Origin of the sequence: Paenibacillus helianthi, from assembly GCF_001909055.1 — a bacterium.
GTDB lineage: Bacteria > Bacillota > Bacilli > Paenibacillales > Paenibacillaceae > Paenibacillus_AQ > Paenibacillus_AQ helianthi.
Genome location: NZ_LVWI01000031.1, coordinates 52,453 through 72,838, shown reverse-complemented (window position 1 = coordinate 72,838; position 20,386 = coordinate 52,453). Strand labels below are relative to the sequence as shown.

The 20,386-nt window shown below is 49.0% G+C and carries 18 protein-coding genes; 3 read left to right on the top strand and 15 right to left on the bottom strand.

The features are described from left to right. The first annotated feature begins 81 nt into the window (after positions 1-81). Together A3844_RS08245 and A3844_RS08240 are read left to right on the top strand one after the other, a co-directional pair. Positions 82-2,166, top strand: a complete 2,085-nt coding sequence (locus A3844_RS08245) for an ABC transporter ATP-binding protein (protein WP_074107140.1) — start codon at positions 82-84, stop codon at positions 2,164-2,166. Between the two features lie 145 nt (positions 2,167-2,311). Then, entirely contained in the window at positions 2,312-3,562 is a 1,251-nt protein-coding gene (locus tag A3844_RS08240; RefSeq protein ID WP_074107139.1) for a winged helix-turn-helix domain-containing protein, read from the top strand. 9 nt (positions 3,563-3,571) lie between these two features. Here the strand turns inward: A3844_RS08240 and A3844_RS08235 are convergent, their stop codons facing one another. The 5 genes from A3844_RS08235 to A3844_RS08215 form a co-directional block, all read right to left on the bottom strand. After that, positions 3,572-4,036 (bottom strand): hypothetical protein, encoded by a 465-nt coding sequence (locus A3844_RS08235; protein ID WP_074107138.1) that lies wholly within the window; start codon positions 4,034-4,036, stop codon positions 3,572-3,574. A 43-nt stretch (positions 4,037-4,079) separates the two neighbouring features. Continuing rightward, a complete protein-coding gene (locus tag A3844_RS08230; RefSeq protein ID WP_074107137.1) occupies positions 4,080-4,787 on the bottom strand; it encodes a hypothetical protein in 708 nt (235 codons plus the stop codon). Beyond that, on the bottom strand, positions 4,784-5,746 hold the full coding sequence (locus tag A3844_RS08225) for an ATP-binding cassette domain-containing protein (RefSeq protein WP_074107136.1): 963 nt from the start codon (positions 5,744-5,746) through the stop codon (positions 4,784-4,786). The genes A3844_RS08230 and A3844_RS08225 overlap by 4 nt, the downstream gene beginning before the upstream one ends. A 186-nt stretch (positions 5,747-5,932) precedes the next feature. Then, positions 5,933-6,280 carry a four-helix bundle copper-binding protein gene (locus A3844_RS08220; protein ID WP_074086200.1) on the bottom strand — a complete coding sequence of 116 codons (348 nt, stop codon included), beginning with the start codon at positions 6,278-6,280 and terminating at the stop codon, positions 5,933-5,935. A 92-nt stretch (positions 6,281-6,372) separates the two neighbouring features. After that, positions 6,373-7,407: a CobW family GTP-binding protein gene (locus A3844_RS08215; protein ID WP_074086199.1), complete on the bottom strand. Its 1,035-nt coding sequence runs from the start codon at positions 7,405-7,407 to the stop codon at positions 6,373-6,375. A gap of 156 nt (positions 7,408-7,563) precedes the next feature. Between A3844_RS08215 and A3844_RS08210 the strand changes: the two genes are divergently transcribed. Then, positions 7,564-8,100, top strand: a complete 537-nt coding sequence (locus A3844_RS08210; RefSeq protein WP_074107135.1) for a MogA/MoaB family molybdenum cofactor biosynthesis protein — start codon at positions 7,564-7,566, stop codon at positions 8,098-8,100. A gap of 112 nt (positions 8,101-8,212) precedes the next feature. Here the strand turns inward: A3844_RS08210 and A3844_RS08205 are convergent, their stop codons facing one another. From A3844_RS08205 to A3844_RS08160, 10 genes are all read right to left on the bottom strand, one after another. Next, positions 8,213-8,815, bottom strand: coding sequence for a DUF1349 domain-containing protein (locus A3844_RS08205; RefSeq protein WP_074107134.1), 603 nt, complete (start codon positions 8,813-8,815; stop codon positions 8,213-8,215). Then, positions 8,812-10,017, bottom strand: a complete 1,206-nt coding sequence (locus A3844_RS08200; RefSeq protein WP_074107133.1) for an MFS transporter — start codon at positions 10,015-10,017, stop codon at positions 8,812-8,814. Before A3844_RS08200 ends, A3844_RS08205 begins: the two co-directional genes overlap by 4 nt. 13 nt (positions 10,018-10,030) lie before the next feature. Beyond that, the gene (locus tag A3844_RS08195; RefSeq protein WP_074107132.1) at positions 10,031-11,059 is read right to left on the bottom strand and encodes an ROK family protein; all 1,029 of its coding nucleotides are present in this window, start codon (positions 11,057-11,059) and stop codon (positions 10,031-10,033) included. A gap of 142 nt (positions 11,060-11,201) precedes the next feature. After that, entirely contained in the window at positions 11,202-13,508 is a 2,307-nt protein-coding gene (locus A3844_RS08190) for a thiamine pyrophosphate-dependent enzyme (RefSeq protein WP_074107131.1), read from the bottom strand. 26 nt (positions 13,509-13,534) lie between these two features. Continuing rightward, positions 13,535-14,545, bottom strand: a complete 1,011-nt coding sequence (locus A3844_RS08185) for a 2-oxoacid:acceptor oxidoreductase family protein (protein WP_074107130.1) — start codon at positions 14,543-14,545, stop codon at positions 13,535-13,537. Between the two features lie 569 nt (positions 14,546-15,114). Beyond that, the gene (locus tag A3844_RS08180) at positions 15,115-16,596 is read right to left on the bottom strand and encodes an oligosaccharide flippase family protein (protein WP_074107129.1); all 1,482 of its coding nucleotides are present in this window, start codon (positions 16,594-16,596) and stop codon (positions 15,115-15,117) included. An 81-nt stretch (positions 16,597-16,677) separates the two neighbouring features. Further along, on the bottom strand, positions 16,678-17,802 hold the full coding sequence (locus tag A3844_RS08175; protein WP_074107128.1) for an amidase domain-containing protein: 1,125 nt from the start codon (positions 17,800-17,802) through the stop codon (positions 16,678-16,680). Continuing rightward, on the bottom strand, positions 17,799-18,242 hold the full coding sequence (locus tag A3844_RS08170; protein ID WP_167374649.1) for a class F sortase: 444 nt from the start codon (positions 18,240-18,242) through the stop codon (positions 17,799-17,801). Before A3844_RS08170 ends, A3844_RS08175 begins: the two co-directional genes overlap by 4 nt. A gap of 229 nt (positions 18,243-18,471) precedes the next feature. Then, the gene (locus A3844_RS32735; RefSeq protein ID WP_074102830.1) at positions 18,472-18,786 is read right to left on the bottom strand and encodes a hypothetical protein; all 315 of its coding nucleotides are present in this window, start codon (positions 18,784-18,786) and stop codon (positions 18,472-18,474) included. Positions 18,787-18,953: 167 nt separating this feature from the next. Beyond that, positions 18,954-20,183 (bottom strand): family 8 glycosyl hydrolase, encoded by a 1,230-nt coding sequence (locus tag A3844_RS08160; RefSeq protein WP_074107127.1) that lies wholly within the window; start codon positions 20,181-20,183, stop codon positions 18,954-18,956. Positions 20,184-20,386: the final 203 nt, after the last annotated feature.

The window sequence follows — 20,386 nt, the reverse complement described above, 5'->3', positions numbered from 1 at the left end:
AAGCGTATGCTTACGAAGCGAGTTTTGTACGCAGTGAAATCCATGAAGATACGCTTACAAAACTTTTAGGAGGTGTCACCGTTGACACAGAGTACAGGCAAACGCCTGCTGCAGTATGCTTTAACTGCCAAAAAGACGTTTATCGCAGCCCTATTGCTGCTTACCATCGGAGTGGCGGCCGAGCTCGCTGGCCCATTTATCGCCAAGAGCATGATCGATAATCACATGCTGGGCATCGAGAAGCCCTACTTCCAGACCCCTTCATCCGAGGAAGCAGCTGAATATAACAACATCTACTACAAACGCGGTGACCGTTTTGCACCGGGTGAGGCCAAAGGCCCGGAGGTCCGCCTGCTACAGGAAGGCAGATCCTTCTACTTCATCAATGAACCGGTAGCGCAGCCTGACGGCGAGCGGACCTACCGTGATGGCTCACTATATATCAAGCATGGAGATTCAGAAGCTGTCTACCCGGCTGTGAAGCTGTCGGCGGACGAACTGTTTTCCTTTTACAAACCCGAACTACCTGGAATCTATGAGCTTGTAGGCTTGTATGCCCTTTTCCTGGTGATTTCTATCTTTGCAGAATTCGGCAAAACCTACTGGCTGCAATCCTCGGCCAATCAGGTGATCCGCAAGCTGCGGACCGATGTGTATGCGCACATCCAGCGGCTGCCGGTTTACTTTTTTGACAACTTGCCTGCCGGCAAAGTCGTGTCCCGGGTGACTAATGATACGGAAGCGGTAAAAGATTTGTTCATCGCCGTACTATCAAACTTCAGCACAGGGATTATTAATATCCTAGGCGTGTACGTAGCCCTATTCCTGTTGGATATCCGTCTTGGCCTGGTGAGCTTGTTCATCGTGCCGATTGTGATTCTTTGGATCATCCTGTACCGCAAGGTTGCCACCAAATACAATACCATTATCCGATCACGCCTTAGTGAGATTAACGCCATCATCAATGAATCGATTCAGGGGATGTCAATCATCCGTATCTTCCGCCGCCAGAAGCAGAGTAAGGAAGAATTTGAGAAACTCAATGACGATTATTTGAAATATCAGAACAAAATGCTGAATCTGAACGCCTTTACTTCCCACAATCTGGTGAATTCGCTGCGCAGCCTCTCCTTTGTGCTCGTCCTGTGGTACTTCGGCTTTGGCAGTCTGGGCGGTTCTACCTTTGTGTCACTCGGTGTGCTGTATGCGTTCGTCGATGTGCTCGGACGGATGTTTCAGCCGATTACCGGGATGGTCAACCAGCTTGCCAACCTTGACAGCTCCATGGTTTCTGCGGGGCGGGTGTTTACGCTGATGGACGAACCCGGTGAACCGGTCACCGATGGAAGTATGCCGCGTTACAAAGGTAATGTAGTATTCAAGGATGTCTCTTTTGCCTATAAAAAAGACTTCGTCCTGAAGGACATCTCCTTCGAAGCACGTCCCGGCGAGACTGTGGCCCTTGTAGGCCATACCGGATCCGGCAAAAGCTCGATCATCAACTTGCTCTTCCGCTTTTACGATCCGCAGCGCGGCACCATTACGATTGACGGTGAGGAGGTTAAAGGCATACCGAAGCAGTGGCTGCGAAGCCACATGGGTATCGTATTGCAGGACCCTTACCTCTTCACGGGCACCATCGCTTCAAATGTAAGCCTTGGAGATGAGCGAATTTCCCGTGAACGTGTGGAACGCGCACTGCGCGAAGTGGGTGCAGACAAACTGCTGGCCCATTTGCCTCAAGGCTTCGACGAGCCGGTGGTCGAGAAAGGCAGTACCTTGTCGGCAGGCCAGCGCCAGCTGATTTCGTTCGCCAGAGCGTTATCCTTTGATCCGGCAATTCTGATCCTGGATGAAGCCACCTCCAATATCGACACGGAAACAGAGAGCCTGATTCAGGAAGCGCTCGAGGTACTCAAGAAGGGCCGCACTACCTTCATCATTGCCCACCGCCTATCTACCATCCGCAGTGCGGACCAGATTCTCGTTCTGCACCGTGGAGAGATCGTAGAGCGCGGCAGCCATGATGAATTAATGGCCCTCGGCGGAAGATACTTCCGCATGTATCAGCTGCAACTCGGTGCTGGCGGAGGCTCGGAGCTTCCGGCTCCCGCTCCGGATCATCGGTTGGAAGCCGTCTTACAGCCATCCATAAAACAAGTGTAACAGTGCGGGCATCGTTCTCTAGGATGGAGCCCATACCACAATCAGCCCCTGATGCAGACCTTTGGCATCAGGGGCTTTTGAATGCTTGTGCAGGGAACGTTTGTTCCGTATAATGAAAGCAATACGTAAGATCGGGGTGGAAACAATGATCACTTATTCGCTCAGTAAACGGCAAGCCCGGCAGTTCCTGCTTCAGCATCAACGGCTAGTCTCCGGCGGCTCACCTCATGGTAAGGCTGCCATTTACGACTTCATCCGCCATGTGGGCTGCATTCAATATGATCCGCTCCGAATTGCCGGTCATAATCATGAGCTCGTACTGCAGGCGCGGATTCCTGGGTTTGTCCCTGAGCTTGCCTCTGAGCTGCTCTACAAGGACAGACTTCTGGTCGACGGCTGGGACAAGAATATGTCGATCTACTGCACGGAGGACTGGCCGTACTTTCAGCGCCGCAGAGATATGGCTGCAGAACGCTATCAGGGTAATGAGGCACTCGGAGCTATGGTGTCGCATGTACGGGAAGAGCTGATCCGGCGCGGTCCCCTCTCGTCACTCGAGCTGGAGAGCAAGGACAAGATTGATTGGGCCTGGGCACCGGCACGGCTATCCCGTGCGGCGATGGAGAGCATGTATTTCTGGGGTGAAATATCCGTTCATCACCGCGTACACACTCGCCGCTATTATGATTTCACGGCGAAATTACTGCCTGAGCATCTGCTCAGCACCAAGGATCCCAACGTGACGTCTGAGCAGCATTACGACTGGTATGTGCTGCGCAGGATAGGCAGCATTGGCCTGCAGTGGAACAAGTCCGGCGACGGCTGGCTGGGAATTGCAGGCTTGAAGAGCAAGGAACGGACAGCCGCAATTAATCGGTTGCTGCAAAGGGACTCCCTCCGCGAAGTTCGCGTCGATGGCCTGAAACTTCCGCTATACATGCGGACCTCAGATGCCCATGTATTGGAAGAGATATTGGCGAACGGCGGTACCCTTAATCATAACGAAGCCGGCGTTGATTTCGCCGCTGCACTAGCTCCGCTCGACAATCTGCTCTGGGACAGAGAACTGATCAAGCAATTGTTCGGATTCACTTACCGCTGGGAAGTATACAAACCTGTTGCTGAACGAGAGTACGGCTATTATGTGCTGCCACTGCTTTATGGAGACCGTTTCATTGCGCGCTTTGAACCGGTGATGGACAAGAAAAACGGTGTACTGAACATTCTGCGCTGGTGGTGGGAACCGGATACGGGCTTAAGCGCGGAGATGATCCCCGCGCTTACATCAGCTTTAGAGTCGCTTGCGGAATGCACGCGGGCCTCATCGATCCGGTTCGCTCCCGGAGTGGCGGTGAGCAATGGGCTTCAGGCTCTGGAATCCTGCTTTCAACAATAATTCAACTATTCAAATCAGATTTTCTTCTTCAAGACCCAGTTTGCTGTACATTTCAGTGCAGTAGCCCTGCAGTTTGATCTCAAGCCTCCGGGCTTTATTCTTGAAACGCTTCAGTTCACGAATCATATGCGCTCTGCCCGCAGGAGTGAAGGTCTCCTGAATTCGCTCTTTGAAATAGTCGTGTACAATATGATTACGCTGCTTCCATACTGCCTGAAGCTGGCTGGTTTCCTCTTCCGAAAAAGGGAAGTGATGCTGGATTTCTTTGATGAGCTGGCCGAGTGAATTGCTGAGCTTGCGCTGATACAGTTCCGCAAGATCTGCTTCTGTAGGCGTTTCTCCCTGAGACAGCTTCGTTAGAAGCAGCAGGTTAGTCAACTGCTGCTCCAGTGCCTGACAGTAGTAGACAGCCAGGCCGAAATAAGCAAATAGCTCTTTGGATTGTTCACTCTCCGGTATGTATGTATCCTTCATCTTTCCTCCCGTTCCTCTTTCTGTCTAGTATTTCACATCTTCATTAGCTTTTGCTGTCGTCCATTCGACTGGAGCGGTACAGATTGAATCCAGTGAACAGCACAATATAGATCAGTGCATGCATGAATACACCCAGCACATGTATAAGGGGCAAATCCTCCGCATTCATTAGGGTATCCATAACCGGAGATGCCGGAGGAAGCAGGATGTAAACGAAGGGACCTGGAATGAGCTCACTCAGCTTATGGCTGCCAATGGATAAAATTACAACTGTAAGCATTAGTCCCGCGGCATAACTCGTTTTGGATACCCAGGAAGCCTGGAGGTACAAGGATATAGTTACACCCAGCAATCCCAGGAGCGCATGCCCGGCGAATGCGATAACTATCCTGTATAGACCTGCCGGTTCATCAAATTGTCCTGTAAGCACCGGATACGCCACAATCAGCAGGTCAAGCAGCAAGATCAACGCGCCTAAGGTAAGGAGAGTACCGGTGTGATATCGGAGTTTGCTCCTTGCTTGAACGATTGAAACCTGCCGTTGCACCGGATGCTCATGATTCAACAAGCTTAGACCTAACCAGGCCGAGCCCACAAACAGGATAATGGATGTGGCGGCATAGCTGTTCATCACGGGATTAGGTTTATAGGAGTAAAGGAGCAGCACAGCAATAATTGTAAAAGCAACAGGACCGAAGTACCGCTGTGATGCAGTATAGCTGCGAAGCATATAGAAAACAAGCCATCTCATCCCGCTGTTCCCCCTTTGACTGGTTTGGGGTCCATCCATTGCTCCAGACCACCAGCACTTAAACCGCCGCAAGGTTCTACAGATACTACTGACCCTTCTGCCTGCAGGATGTGGCGAAGATAATCATCTGCAGCTGCAATCTCTAGAGTCGCTGCTAAATAATCTCCCGGTGTACCATCCAGTGCATGTATGGAAGTAACCCCGGGCATGTCCATAATCTCTGCTTTTCGTTGCTCTGAAATGCCTTTGCAAACTATGTAAACAGCGGGTGTCACCCGCATTTCCTCTTGGCCATGGATGGTTGTAACCGTTCTGCCAGCATGCAGGACATGTACGCTGTCAGCCAGAGCTTCAATGGTCTGCGGCTCATGGATGGAGAATACAATCCCCGTCCCGCTGCGCTTCAGCTCCTTCAGATGGCCGATCAGTGTATGCTGCGCGGGAAGATCAAGTCCTGACATCGGCTCGTCGAGCAGCAGCAGCTGCGGGTGTGCGATCAGACTTTGGATTAAGTTCACTTTTTGCAGCATTCCTTTGGAAAACCCGTCCATCCGCTGTCTGCGAAACTCTTCCAGATGAAACATCTCCAGCAATTCTGCCATTCTGGCTTCTGCTTCAGCTAATGCAAGACCCGCAATCCTGGCCATGCTGAGTAAATAATGCTCTGCCGACATCTTTAGCCCCGGAAAAGCTTCAGGGGCATACCCCGTGGCAATCCTGCGCCCGCTGCGCACCATGGTCCCGGAGGATAACTTTGTCAATCCGGCAAGAATGGAGAGCAGTGTGCTTTTTCCCGAACCATTCCGGCCAATAAGGGCCATTGCCGCTCCACCTTCCACAAGCAAAGATACCTCACTCAACACAGCACGCCGGTCATAAAGCTTTGTAGCCCGGATCAGCTCAATAATTGGCGTTGGACCGTCCGTCTGCTGGCTAGTACCGATATCGGCAAGAGACATACCGCTATCCTCCCCTTCACAAACTTCATAACCATAAATTCGCCGGGGCGGCTTCGATTTCCTTTTAAACCTGACAAATGATTCATAATTACAGCAAAAAACCAGAACCCCACAGTATGGACTGCTGGAGCCTCTGGTCTTGGAATACTTCTGCTAGAACTTTATATAAAGGGATTGGAAACAGGATTAAGCATATACCTCTACTGCGTCACTGATCAACCGGCAGGCGATTGCAGTGGCACGACAGGAATCAATACATCCCTGACAATGGGTATGTACATGCTTGCTGCTCTCATCCGCACAACGTTCGCAAATTTCTGCGCACAGGCGGAGAATTTCTGCAACGAACGGACTTTGACGGGTCATGGCCTGGACAGCGAATGAGCAAATATCCGCACACTCCCTGTCCAGTCTAATGCTCTCACGAAGCGAGGCAAGATCGTATTCTTTTAGGCTTGCGACGTAGCTATAGTTACAGGCATTCATAGTTTGAATACAAGCGTCGATGCACTCCTGATATTGAATTCGGGTCATAGCCTTTTACCTCCTGCAATTATTATAGGGTATGCCTATGTATTAACCTGCAAGAATAGGAACGAACCATTCTCCTGCCGGGAGGAATTCCCCTACAAGCTTCTCTTTACAGCCGCGGGCCTAGCCAAAATGCGCTTCTCCAACTGGAGAAGCCGGGTACGAAGGTCACTGGAAGAAAAGTGCTCACCGATGAACACCGCCACATCCGGCACTTCACCCTGAGGGGTGATTTTCATGAAATCAGCCTCTCTGTAGGCATACTGGAACAGAAACCGGCTGGAGGTATCACTGAAGGTAACAATTCCTTTTGCACGGTAGACATCCCTAGGGAGTTCCTTGACAAACTGTTCAAATTCCTCGCTGTTCACTGGGCGTTTGAAATAGTGGGTATACGCCATCACATGGTCATGGGTAGAATGTGAAGCACCCGTCCATTCAGTATCCTTACTTGTAAGATCCTGATCCTCTGACTCCTGAAGCTCATCGCCTTCCCCGAAGCGGGCTTCGGTATGAATGCCGCCAAGACCATCCAGCAGCTCTTCTGGTTCAAGCGCACAGCGGACCGCAGGCAGGATTTCCGCATAAGCGTTCCATTTGCGCAGAATCTCAGTAACCTCTTCCGCTTCCTCCTTCGTCACCCGGTCGGTCTTGTTCAGAATCAGCACTGAAGCGCAGCGGATCTGCTCCTGCATCAACCGGTAAGTCGCACCTTGTTGGGAACGGTACAGCTCAATCAGATGTGCAGCATCCACTACGGTAATCAGACCTTTCAGCTCCACCAATTGATACAATGAGATTTCAGTAACTGCATCTACAATCTCAAGCGGATTCGCTGCACCGGTCGCTTCAATGACAACCACATCAGGTGACTCTTTTTTAATCAGCGTAGCAAGCTCTGTGCTGAGATCGCCGCGGATGGAGCAGCAGATACAGCCGCCGAGCATTTCCGCCATCGGGACCGACTGCTCGACCAGCAGCCCGTCCAGATTCACCTCACCCAGCTCGTTCATCACTACCGCGGGTTTGAGCCCCAGGCCCTTCCAGTGGTCCAATAGGCGCTGCAGCAATGTTGTTTTGCCGCTTCCCAGAAATCCTGACAATATATAAACCGGCATAGCCTGTTCCATGTTTCATCTCTCCCTGACAAAATTCCGTTATGGTAGCGAGTGTACTACAAGTGCCTTTACGGTGCAAGGCGACAGCTGAAGTATAGGGTCCATTATCGGCCCTACTCCTCCAACTTGTCTTTGCCACGTTAATCCCCTATCATGGGGAATAAATTGATGAAGAAGGAGTTGGTCCGCTTGTCATCCGTTGATGAACACCGGCGCGAAGCGCCCCAAAGTGTGACCTGTTATGTCATAACGGTCTCGGACACCCGCACACCGGAAACCGATACCGGAGGCGCGCTGATCAGAACTATGCTCGAAGAATCAGGATATGTGGTCATTGGCAGTACGATCGTCAAGGACGATTATGAAGATATCCGCGAGCTGGTCTATAAAAGCTCCGTTCACTCAGGCATCGAAGCCGTGCTCTTGACCGGTGGAACGGGAATCTCCCCACGGGATACCACTTATGAGGCTGTGGCTTCCTTACTGGACAAAACACTCCCTGGCTTCGGAGAGATCTTCCGGCTGCTCAGCTTCACCGAAGACATCGGCTCCGCAGCTATCCTCAGCCGGGCGATTGCCGGTACCATCGGCAGCACAGCAGTCTTCTCCATACCCGGTTCAACTGGTGCGATCAAGCTCGCTATGGAGCGGCTGATCGTCCCGGAGCTAAGACATGTTATGCGGGAAATCTATAAACGTTCGTAGAGACCGTTTCCATACGTCATGACAAACAACCCGCATGTATACAGGGTGGCTTACCACTCTTTTACAGGCGGGATGTTTAAGAACCAGCTTTGGCACAATGTTGCGACTTCTCTTACTCTTCGGGAGGGTCTGCGTGAATATCCGTATCTGGCGCCGTGTTCACCCAACGCAAGAACGTTACCTTAAGCCCGGCACGGGTGGGGGCGCAGACAAACGGACCTGCCTTTTTCCCAGTCTCATATGGAAAACGCGCCACCCGGATCGTCCGCCAAGGATGATTCTCTGTTCTGGCTCTGATGACTACCGCATCATTCATCCGTGAGGCCCGGACCGTAACCACCTCTCCAGCCCATTCCGCTACAGGTGACAGCGACCAATCGGAATAAACGTCGGTCACAACCGCACCGATATGAGGTACACCGTCGTTCAGCTCTATTCCGGCTTTGATCCAAACCTCAGGACTGAGCCACAGCATGATCCCTGCCTGATCATACAGCTCTGTAAACCCATGCAGTGAAAAGCTGACCTCAACAGCATCACTGTCCTCCCAGGGAGCCAGGAGCGCGTGCCCATTGACATGCTGGAACCCGTACATTGTTTTTTCCCAATAATCGCTGCCCTCTGCTGCTGTTACAACGAATACTCCATCCTGTACCTCAGCCGAGACTGGATGATTGCTCCAATCTCCACTCTGCCAATCCACTGTTCTACTCATATAGAGACCTCATCTTTCCGCTTATTCATTACAACATTGATCTTCTCTGAGCTGATAAGCATTATAACAATATATCCCACAAGGATGAACGGAAGAATCACAAACGAGCTGCGGGCGGCAATCCATCCCAATAACGGCGGCAGAAATGCACCTCCTGTATACGCCATAGCCATTTGATAGCCCATAATTCTTTGGGAATGTTCCTTCCCGAAGCGGGTGGGTGTCTCATGGAGCATGCACGGAAATATCGGCGCCGAGCCAAGTCCCACAAGAATAAATCCAAACAGGGAATATACAGCCGGCAATGGCAGTAACAGCAGCAGCGCACCCAGCATCGAGATCAATATACCGGTACGAATAAGCTGGCGGTTATTAAATCTGAAAGTGACAAAACCGGTGACCAGTCTGCCCACTGTTATCCCCCCATAATAGAGAGATACCCAGCCAGCAGCCGTTGCTGCTGACAGTCCCTTCTCATTGACCAGAAAGCTGCTGCCCCAGAGTCCAAGCGTCGCTTCTACCCCGCAGTAAAAAAGAAAGGTAACCAGCGCCAGCTTCACACCCTTGATGCGCAGTATACCTGCTACAGGAATCTGCGGCGAGATGACTTCCTGCTGAACATCTGTTGCTGCTGCCATTGATTCACCTGTCGGTTCTGCCCGCTTCCAGAGCGGTAGGGCAATGAACAGCAGTATAACCAGCACGAACTGAATCAGGCTGACCGTCAAATATCCTTGCCGCCAGGAATCACCCGCAGCAATATAACGCGACATTATAATGGGCCCAAGCATAGCGCCTACACCCCAGAAGCAGTGAAGCCAGCTCATGTGGTGGGCTTTGTAGTGGGTAGCTACATAATTATTCAGCCCGGCATCAATGGAGCCAGCACCGAGTCCAAGCGGAAGGCATAACACAGCCAGCCAGATGATCGAAGGCGAGTACGAAAAGCCGAGTAAGGCGAGTGCAGTCACAGCAACGCTGATAAAAGTAACTTTCCCCGTGCCCAGCTTCTGCAGCACCATCCCACTAGCCAGACTAGATATGATTGTACCCGCGACAACGATCATGGAGAGTAGTCCCGCAACATCCACCGGTGCTGTGAAATCGGGACGCATCATCGGCCAAGCCGCTCCAAGCATCGAATCCGGCAAGCCAAGACTGATAAAAGCCAAATAAATAATAATGAGAAAAATAGTAGACATGGAAGTCAACCGCCTATACTCCAGATTTGGTCAATTGCAGCCCTGTCTCCAGGGTTGATAGTGTTGAAACGATCATTCCTTGCAAATAATCTCCAGCGAAATCCATACTGAGCACAAGATGAGGAACCGCACCAGGCGGCAGCAACTCTGCACATTGTTCCGTAATACCAATGAGATGTCCCTCCTGTAAAAAGCTGCCGTATAGTACCACCGACCCCGGGTTTAGTACACTGCTGACCGCAGACACCAGCCTGGAAATAGCGTAAGTCAGCTTCTCCGGTGAGGACTGCCATTCACTGCTGCCCCAGGCAATACCCAAAGGGATATTGGCCACTTCCCCGGCAAAACCACTTTTCCCTTTCTGAAGTCTGCCGTTCATAATAATCCCAGCCCCTGGCGGAAAACGGTCAGGAAAGTATAAATAGATTGCTGGAGCGTCTGTCTCCATCTCAGTTCTGCTGTAGTTTCCGATTGCCGCAGCGTTGACATCATTCTCGATAATTACCTGCTTCTGGTAACGCTGTCTGAAATGTTCCGCTACTGGGATACCGCGCAGTGTATCATAATCTGATACCACCAGTCTTCCATCTGCTTCTGCACCCGGCAGTCCAAAACCAATCGCCCCTATAGCGGGAAACCGCTTCAACACTTCATCAATGATGACTTCGAAGCAGATCAGATCAACCTTTTGCACAGGTATGCTCGCCTCATGCAGACAACGCCCAAAGAGTGTAACCACGGTGCAGCGGATACTAATCCCTCCAAGCTCTTCAAATGGGAACAGGATCAATGCCAAGGCATGCTCATCATTGTATATGTACTGCTGGGCAGGTCTTCCCCCACTGGATGAAATTCGCCCCGCCTCCACCACCTCGCTATGCTGGATTAAAATTTCAAGCACTGTACCGACTGTAACGATGCTCAGGCCTGTTCCCTCAGCAATCTGCCGTTTGGTGGCTTGTTTACATTCCTTCAGAACACGCCGCACCAGGTTGATATTCACTTCCTTAATAACCAGAGCGTTTCCTCCGATATTCATCATTACTGTTCACCCCACTTATTATAATACTTTATAAAAGTGTTTTATTAAATAGTTTTTTTCGTGAGGTTTTGACATAAAAAAGCCCGGCAGATCAATTCTGCCAGGCCCGTCTATTTATTGATGAGTACAGATGTTATTCGTCCTATAAATCCGGGTGCTCGTGTTTGGCTTTGAGACGGTTCCAGCGACGCTGTACTTCACCCTCGAAGGCGCGCAGCGCCGGTTCGTTTTCGGGCTTGAGAAGATGACGCGTTTTGCCCATTGTTTTCAGCCATGCAGCAACTTCCACGCGCTTGTCTTTCTCTTCCGGATTGTACGTAATCGTCGTCGTGCCCTGTTCTACTTCATAGAGCGGGAAGAAGCAGGATTCCACTGCCAGCGATACAATATTCGTACCGTCCTTGTCTTCACTCATCCAGTTCAGCGGACATGCAATAAGAATCTTGCCATAGACCAGACCCTCATTCTGGGCATACCACTGGGCTTTGGCCGCCTTCTTAAGCAGATCCTGCGGGTAAGCCTCACAACCGGTAAATACATAAGGGATGTTGGTGGCTGCCATAATCTGAGCGGTATCCTTATGCTGGGTTACTTTACCCTGCTGTGTTTTGCCGATGCTTGAAGTCGAAGTCCGGTGGCCGAGTGGTGTGGAATACGACTGTTGGGCGCCTGTATTCATGTATCCCTCGTTATCGTACTCAACAATAATCATCTTGTGACCGCGTAGTGCAGCACCGATAGCCGGACCCATGCCGATATCCATGCCCCCGTCACCAGTTACCATGACAAAGGTAAAGTCTTCCTGTAGTCCCAATCCATCCAGTTCTCCGCGGCGTTTGCGTTCCCAGAACATCTCCACGACACCAGACAACGTAGCTGCACCATTCTGGAACAGGTTGTGGATGAACGTCGATTTATGAGCTGAATAAGGATAACCGGTCGTTGTGACCATTGCACAGCCAGTGTGATACAGGGCAACAATATCCCCTTCAATTCCTTTGAAGAACAGCTCCAGACCTGAGAAAATACCACAGCCCGGACATGCGCCGTGTCCCGGTGATAGCCGTCTCGGTTTCTTCATCAGGCTGCGGATTGGCGGAACCTTCACACTAAGCTTACCTGTCTCTTCGTTCTGCTTCACGGTGATAAGACCTGTCTTCAGTGATTCAAAACTCATCGGCTTCAGCAGACGCTTCGGCGCTTTGTCCGGCGTTCCAGGATTGTGGCCATAGTAATCAAACGGAATTTCCACACGGTCAGCAACAACTGCATCTATTGCCAATTGGAAGAAATGATGTCCGTCTTCGGCATAGAAGTCCTTGCCTCCCAGTCCATAAATCCGGCTGATTACTTTGGTGGTTGTATTTCCGTAAGTGAACAGCGCTGCCTTGATCTCGTTAACCATGTTGCCGCCATGTCCGCCGACGGAATCCGCACGGTCACCGACCGTAATGGCCTTCACATTCTTCAGCGCTTCAGCGATTTGCTTCTGCGGGAAAGGGCGGATCATGTTCGGAGAGATGGCTCCGGCTTTGATCCCCTGGAGGCGAAGCTGGTCCACAACATCCTTGATGATCTCCGAGGCGGAGTTCATCAGGAACACGGCAACATCGGCATCTTCCATCCGGTACTGCTCGATCATCGGATAGTGTCGTCCGGTCAGCTCAGCGAATTCCTGGGCAATCTCTTCGAATACCTCTCCGGCATTGTACATCGCAACAGATTGCTGATAACGGTTATTAATATAATCCGGTTCGTTCATGTACGGTCCTACGGTAACTGGATTGTTGCGGTCCAAGGTGTCTGTGAAGCCCGCTGGGGGCTGTTCGCCAACAAACTTGTGAACATCCTCCCGATGGGCAAAGGCTTGCACGCGCCGCTTCTGGTGAGATGTGAAATAGCCGTCAGATGCGACCATTACCGGAAGTCGGACCTTGGCGTGTTCAGCCAACTTCAGGGCCATCAGATTCATGTCGTAGACAGATTGAGGATCACGACACATCAGAATCGGCCAGCCGGTATTGAGGGCAAAATATAGATCGGAGTGGTCACCGTGAATATTAAGGGGACCGGAGATCGAGCGGCAGATCAGGTTCATGACCATAGGCATGCGCGTACCTGCTTGTACAGGTAATTGCTCCAGCATGAACATATAGCCTTGGGCACTGGTTGCGTTGAATACGCGTCCGCCTGCAGTTGATGCGCCGTAACAGATCCCCGCAGAGCTATGCTCACCATCGGACGGTACAAGCATGATGTCGTGCTGTCCGCTGGCTTTCATAGTATCCAGGAACTGGGCCACTTCAGTGGATGGCGAAATCGGAAAATAGCCCATCACGTGATAGTTGATCTGATGAGCAGCATATGCAGCCATTTCATTACCGGATTCATATAGGAATTTCTGCTCCACTTTGGCGGAGCCTACTTCTTGTTCATAATCAATAGCCATTATTCATTCCACCTTTCTTCCAAGGATTAGACCTGTGTAATCAGATCAAATTGGTGATGCACTGTGTGGGTGTCCGCATAGCCTTCCTTCTCACGCTGGCTTGACAGTGCGGATGTCGGACAGGCATCGACACATTTCAGGCAACCCTTGCAATATTGATAATCGATACCCGTCAGGAACATTTGTGAACGGCCCTTGCGGTCAATCCGTTCTTCCCATACAAAGCACTGATCCGGACATACCGTATCGCACTGAGCACAGTGGATGCACGCTTCGTTCTCATACGCCGGGATCATACCGGAGCGGGAAATACTCAAATTTTTCAGGAAGGTGCTCCCTGGATTAATAATAGATCCGCCAATCGACTGTGTATCAAAACCCAGAACTCCAATATCGGAACGGACATATTCAGGCATGCTATCCCCTGCAGCCAGCTCAAATTGCATAAACTTCACTTCATTATAACCGCGGTCAAATGTTGTGATGGCTGATTCGACAGCCTGGGGATATTTTTTGCCAAGGGACTTCTCAATAACATCCTTCATCGTTGCAGTATCAAGAAATGGACAGAGCCGGAACAACGCACCCAACATTGCCATATTCACGCGATTCTTCTCTTTCAGTGCAATACTTGTTGCATCAATTACGGCAATGGTTCCGGCTTTCATCTTCAGGAGCTCTTTCAGCTCCTCCGGCGTTTTGGCCGAATTCACAAGAACAGTGCTCTGCTCATGAATACCGCTGGTCACGTTGACTGTCTTGGCCAGCGCTTCATGGAATACACCCACAACATGTGGACGTTCCACAGGAGAGGTGTCGCGGATAGGTGTGTTCAGATCACAGAAACGGATATGCGCCTTAACAGCAGACCCCTTCTTCTCCGAGCCGTAAGACGAGAAGCTGACACCATTAAGGCCCGCTCCGACCACCCCTGCTTCTGCGAGCATTTTGCCCGCCAGGTTCGCACCTAAGCCTCCAATGGACTCCAGACGAATCTCAAAAAATCCGAGATCGTTAACGATAGGTAATTGTACCATCGACATAACCCCTTTCTTAGTGTCAAGTAGAATAACATCCTTATGACTTTTTCAACGATTGTAACTTGATTTTGCAAGTCGCGAAGTGACATATCTTGCATTTTCCACGCCTCAGGAATCACAATAATTTATGGATTTCAATCGATTTCTTTATACGCGACAGTGCTGTGTTACTTTAATAGAAGATAATCTGCCATAAAAACGACAAAATGTGAATATTGTGTGTTAATCCTGACTTCCCAAGTCGAATGTGGAACCTAATGTCACCCTTAATTTAGCAATAAAATTAAAAATTAAGATGTTAAAAATGTCACATAAAACATGATCGGATCATAGTATGAGCAACATCGTCAATGATCTTTATTCCTTTTACAGGCGGTTTTTTTTGCGTTCGAATATTGTCACTAATTTTCTTAAAAAACCCGTTATCACGGATGTGTTTCGATTCCTTTTTCCGCCTTTTTAACGCATTCCGTTAGTGTCTCATAACCAAACTATAATGCACAAAAAAGCCCGCCAGCATAAAATCACTGACGGGACAATGTTTGTGTATTCACTTGATTTTAATATCACAGAAATTTCCGTATACAGCGCAAATAAATATACCCCCCTGTAACCGCAAAAAATAAAGCGCCGATACATAAAAATCGCCATAGACTGATAATGTTTTCTGAGGGGGGAGTCGAAAGGGCCATTCCTAGAAGTATGCAAATCCCGAACGTTAAATCACATAGCAAAGGTTTTACTACCCTCTTTAAGTTCACTTTTGAGAAGAATAACACTTTAATATTCCAAATAGAAGCCATTGTTTCAAGCAACAGAATTGCAAGAGCAGCCCCCTTATATTCATAACCAGGGATTGCCACCAAAAAATATTGGACCATGATTGAACATACAATTCCAGTAAGTATCCCCATGAAAGGATTCTTCCGGTTATCCTGCGCCCACAAAATACTGGTGGAAATCTCCCGAAAACCAACGATAAGCGGAATTGGGGATAGATATCTAATCATATTACTTGCGCTATCACTATGAAAGATGTAATAAGATAACTCGTCCGAGTAGAAAAACAAAAACAAACTCGTTAGTCCTCCCCATAACCAACATGTGCATATGGCTGTATTACAGAGACTATTGAATTTTCTCTGGTTACCCTGCTGCCATTCGGCAACAATTTGACTGGTTAAGATATGACTCAATGCTCCAATAAACAACGTAGGCGCATAAACCACAATAACAGCCATTCCATAAATAACTCCGTATATAGCGGTACCTTCAGAAGCAGTGTTTCCCGCTGCAACCAGGCGATCGGGAATAATAAGAGCGTCAAGGAATTCTGAAAATGGAATTAACAGGCGGGTAGCTGAGATCGCTAACGAAGTGTTCACAAACCAGGACGTCGTTAATAATTGATCTGGAGCCCTGCTAAGGGGGAACTCTGCTTTTTTAAGAGAAATGCATACAGTCAATATAATGAAGGAGAGGAACGCCCCTAAAAAAGTACCGTATAGTCCATATCCAACTGCCCGTTCTACACCGAGCGACAGTAGCTGTCCAACAATCAACAGCATGAATACAGTTCTGAATGCCTGCTCAGCGATCTCAGACAGTGCGATGATCCCGACTTGTTTCAACCCTTGCAAGTATCCTCTTATTAATCCGAGAAGGGGAACTATCCACAAGGATGGAGCAAGGCTGCGAATTGCATATGCTAGTCCAGGGTTTCCAAGCAACTGACCAATAGTGGCTGAATTCTTATAAATGCTCAGACCAAGAACGCAACCGGAAAGAACGAGACAGAGGAACACTACCTTAAAAATCCTCCAACCCTGCTTAGGTGCTTTAGCTGTTGCAATTGCAAGCGTCGTTGGTAGACCGCTGGTGAGCATCAAAATAAAGCCGTAAAAGGAATAGGCAATTTGGTACAGTCCTATTCCCTCAGCACCAACGATTCTTGTAAGGATCACACGGCCAGCCAGTCCAATCAATTTCACTATGAACATGGCACCGGCTCTGATCATGAATTGATTGAGAAGCCGCGGTATCCCCATGATTCCCTCCAGCATAAATATAGATTCTTATCTCTATTTTATGACTGTGAACCCGCGATATGCTGACAAGCATTAACTTACTCAATCTTTGATATGAAATAACTGATATTTGGTATCCCGATCCCACCCTAAATCAAAAGGGACACGATACCGGTCTGCGGTGTGCGAATTGACCAAAGGGTAGCCATAATCATCAAACCCGACTACAACAGAAAAGTGGTCCGTATCGTTATGCCGCAATATATAGCCTATAAGATCACCAGCCTGCAGCTGAGAAATGGCTCCCCCGGGGTATTTTTGCGAAGGAGTGACGATATGATGGTAATCGCCTTTGGCAATCAGAGTTCCATAACCGGATCTGGTTAAGTAATTACTAAAGGCATCGGTCTGTACCCAGGTTTGCGTTCCTCCTGAATTCTGAAAATAACGCCAACCTCCCGCCATGTTCAACCCCCCTCCTTCCTCTGGGTCACCTATTACTTGTGAAGCAAAATTGGTACAGTCTCCGCCCTTACCCGTGTAATCCAGGTATTTTTTATTATAATGATGCTTATTCCCTGCTCCCCACGCAGCACCAGCGTATTTATTGGCATAATGTACAGCCCGTTTCCGCTTATACTTTTGTCCGTCTGTAGGTTCGGACTTTGCCCGAACTGCTGGGGCTATGCCCTCAGGTCCATCAGCAATTTTGGCAGGGTTCTCATCCAGCGGATCGAGGTACCATTCCCGGGCGATCTTCCAACGGCCTTCACTTTTCTTTAATGTGAGAAAGTGCCTCGTTCCAACACCGAAGACTTGCTCCTGCATGACTTTATTGATATATACATATCCTACTTTATGAGATTGCACCAAGGAGATTCGGGCCTTATCCTCAACAATGCTCTGACGGATAATACGAATACTGGACTCTGAGCTCGTCAACTTCAACGCCCTTTTCTCCGCCCACTTGTTTACATACTCTTCCCGCAAATGCTCATGCTGCAGTGCCATTTGGCTAGCTTTTTCCGGAAGGTAATATTTATTAATGGACTCCGGGTACGGATGAATTAATGCCTCCGCCCGGGCCTTGAACATTTCGTTCAGCTCCGCTTCAATTTCATGCTTGTCCGGTTCAGCCTTTGCACCGGGTAACGGGAAAAACAATGTGGCCGCAAAAATAATGCCTGCGGCAGCACAGATATACATCTTTCTTGTGAACTGTTTCATAGTTTCTCACCTATCTTCGCAAAGATGACTAATCTTTGTTCATGTTCTTTTTTCTTTCTGCTATATCTTCCTGTACAGGTGATCAGATTCATGCGGTATTCATCGGTTTTCCCAAATATCCGCTCCACTGGTGCTTCTGCCGGGGTAAAAACCTCTGCTGATTGGACAGTGTAAGTTAACCTGTGTTTCAGCTGGTCAGAGACAATAATCAGATCCCCCTGCTTCAGTTTTTTCAGCTTGTAAAAAACCGCCGGCCCAGTATAGCTATCCACATGTCCGTCGATAATAACATTTCCCTTTTCCCCGGGTAAAATTCCGGGATATAGTATTCCCGTCACACCCGTGTTCTTAGGCACGTCCATTTGCCCATTAGCAAGGATGGTAACAGGCTTGATTACTGCCTTAACTGAAATGGAGGGAATTTCTATGATATCCGGCAAAAATTTCTCCGGAGGAACTTCAGACTTCTTGACCTCCAAAATCTTCGGCTTTTCTGAAGGAGCCGGGGAAGCTTCGGGGATTAAGGTTTCCGCTTTCTCATAGTTGCCGGAGTGGTTGTCCAAGCAACCGGCAAGACTAATGCAAATGAATATCACAAAAAATAAAGCAGCCCATTTTCTCATGTTTAGAAAAGAAAGAGGGGGAAGTGATCCGCCCTCTTTCGTCCTCCTATTCCATTTGCTCACTGGCACCGCCAAAACCGGATTTTGGCAGCTTGGTTGCTTTTATTTTTATTCCTTTGGCTTCCATGCTTTTTGCCTTCATGCTTTTCTCTTTCATGCTTTTCTCTTTCATGCTTTTCTCCTTCATGCTTTTCTCTTTCATGCTTTTCTCTTTCATGCTTTTTGCTTTGATTCCTTTAGTCTCATGTTGTTGCATATGCATTTTCTTTTCGTGTTGAGTCTCACTAGGTGATGCTTGTACCGCAGAAGCAGTAGATAGCATAAGACATACTGACATAATCGCTATTGAGATCTTTTTCATTTATAACCCTCCTTAAAAATTGTTCCCCGCATATTAATATCTCCATAACGATTTATTTTAGTGGAGTAAATTCATCCCATTCCTTCGGGACCCATCATTTTTCATATGTACAAAAAAAGCCCATCCGTTGACGGATAGGCCTATGCTTCATTTGTGACACGTATAGTTTAGTAGGTCCACCAGTTACCGGACATCACAATCATGGAGAACAGCTTGATGCTGTCTTCGTAATAATCTTCCGCTGCGCTGCCAGAGGTATGACTCCAGAGAGAATTGAGCCAGGACTGATTGGCTGAGGAGGTCATTGCGCTTACGCCAAAAGGAGCATAAAAAGCGCCGCTGTTATAGCTTCCGAATGTTGACCCGTTCAGCTTGTAACCGTCCTTGATATTGCCCGGAGTGCTGCTGACCTTCGTTTTGATCCAGCTGTTGAGCTGGTTCAATGGATTCAAGGCGCGGGTATCTCCGGTGAGCAGATAATCCGTTGTAATCCGCCATGGTGTGCGGCAGGAGTTATAATTGTAATTCCCGTCATTCGCATCTTCCAGGAAGCCCCCTGCCGCCGGTTTGTAGACGCCCCCGGAATACACGACGAAGTCAGGCAAAAGACCGGTGCTGGGACTGTATCCAGTGTAAAGACTATTAATAATGGTATAGGTTTTGTCTGTTACGTTCTGCCAACGCGAATCTCCCGTCGCGGCCTGGAAGGCTTTTAAATGATTCAGCATGAAGTCCGAAGAACGTGTGGCCGTATTATACGTACCGCTATTGGCCCAATCCCCAAGCCGGATCGTCCACTGGGTCTGATTAATTTCGTTATCCATAATGGCGCCAATAATCTGATTAGCCGCCTGCAGATAGTTGACCGTGCCACTGCTGCCCCACTGCTTATGGGCTAGCAGAAGTGAGAATGCAATGTCCATGTCACCATCTGTTGCGGAGTCCTCGCCTTCAATATTCTGGAAGCTGCTGTTTTGTTTCCAGGACATTAAATACGGGTTGATGGCACTCGGATGCGCAGTGTAATAGTTATAGAGCCCGTTATAGTATGTCTGGGCGTTGCTGTCGTAGCCAGCCATCAGCACCGTGAACAGCATGCCATAACCATGCGCCTCTGATACTGTTTCCCCGTCCGAGTTATATTTGACATAATATTTGCCCGTACCCGCCGGCTTGAGATATGCTGCTTTCCATGCGTCCCATTTGGTCTTCACGGCATTGTCCATCACGGTTTGAGTTACATTATTCGGTTTGATCGTCCCGCTAGTATACGTAGTATGCTGTGGAAACGGTTTGTTGACCGCTGCAAAAGCAGAGCCTGCAGGCAGAATAAATATGGCCAGACATAACAATACTAGCGATTTCCAGTGCAACCTGTGCTTCCCTTGATTTTCCATCAACAATCACTCCTCAAAGTTTGGTAGACATCGGCTTCATCAATAAGCTTTGTGTAAAACACGCCTTGGAAGCATACCCGTGAGTAAGAAACTTTTCGGACCAAATACCATACAGACTGGACCATCACCTCCCTGGCAGCCTAGAAAACAGCAGCTTCCGGGACGCAAAAGTTAAAGCGCTTTAACTTTTGCAACAAAAAAAT

Bases quoted from the DNA above. Each gene is read 5' to 3' on its own strand.
- A3844_RS08240 (WP_074107139.1), top strand. From the start codon at position 2,312: ATGATCACTTATTCGCTCAGTAAACGGCAAGCCCGGCAGTTCCTGCTT.
- A3844_RS08235 (WP_074107138.1), bottom strand. From the start codon at position 4,036: ATGAAGGATACATACATACCGGAGAGTGAACAATCCAAAGAGCTATTT.
- A3844_RS08230 (WP_074107137.1), bottom strand. From the start codon at position 4,787: ATGAGATGGCTTGTTTTCTATATGCTTCGCAGCTATACTGCATCACAG.
- A3844_RS08225 (WP_074107136.1), bottom strand. From the start codon at position 5,746: ATGTCTCTTGCCGATATCGGTACTAGCCAGCAGACGGACGGTCCAACG.
- A3844_RS08220 (WP_074086200.1), bottom strand. From the start codon at position 6,280: ATGACCCGAATTCAATATCAGGAGTGCATCGACGCTTGTATTCAAACT.
- A3844_RS08215 (WP_074086199.1), bottom strand. From the start codon at position 7,407: ATGGAACAGGCTATGCCGGTTTATATATTGTCAGGATTTCTGGGAAGC.
- A3844_RS08210 (WP_074107135.1), top strand. From the start codon at position 7,564: ATGAAGAAGGAGTTGGTCCGCTTGTCATCCGTTGATGAACACCGGCGC.
- A3844_RS08205 (WP_074107134.1), bottom strand. From the start codon at position 8,815: ATGAGTAGAACAGTGGATTGGCAGAGTGGAGATTGGAGCAATCATCCA.
- A3844_RS08200 (WP_074107133.1), bottom strand. From the start codon at position 10,017: ATGTCTACTATTTTTCTCATTATTATTTATTTGGCTTTTATCAGTCTT.
- A3844_RS08195 (WP_074107132.1), bottom strand. From the start codon at position 11,059: ATGATGAATATCGGAGGAAACGCTCTGGTTATTAAGGAAGTGAATATC.
- A3844_RS08190 (WP_074107131.1), bottom strand. From the start codon at position 13,508: ATGGCTATTGATTATGAACAAGAAGTAGGCTCCGCCAAAGTGGAGCAG.
- A3844_RS08185 (WP_074107130.1), bottom strand. From the start codon at position 14,545: ATGGTACAATTACCTATCGTTAACGATCTCGGATTTTTTGAGATTCGT.
- A3844_RS08180 (WP_074107129.1), bottom strand. From the start codon at position 16,596: ATGGGGATACCGCGGCTTCTCAATCAATTCATGATCAGAGCCGGTGCC.
- A3844_RS08175 (WP_074107128.1), bottom strand. From the start codon at position 17,802: ATGAAACAGTTCACAAGAAAGATGTATATCTGTGCTGCCGCAGGCATT.
- A3844_RS32735 (WP_074102830.1), bottom strand. From the start codon at position 18,786: ATGAAAAAGATCTCAATAGCGATTATGTCAGTATGTCTTATGCTATCT.
- A3844_RS08160 (WP_074107127.1), bottom strand. From the start codon at position 20,183: ATGGAAAATCAAGGGAAGCACAGGTTGCACTGGAAATCGCTAGTATTG.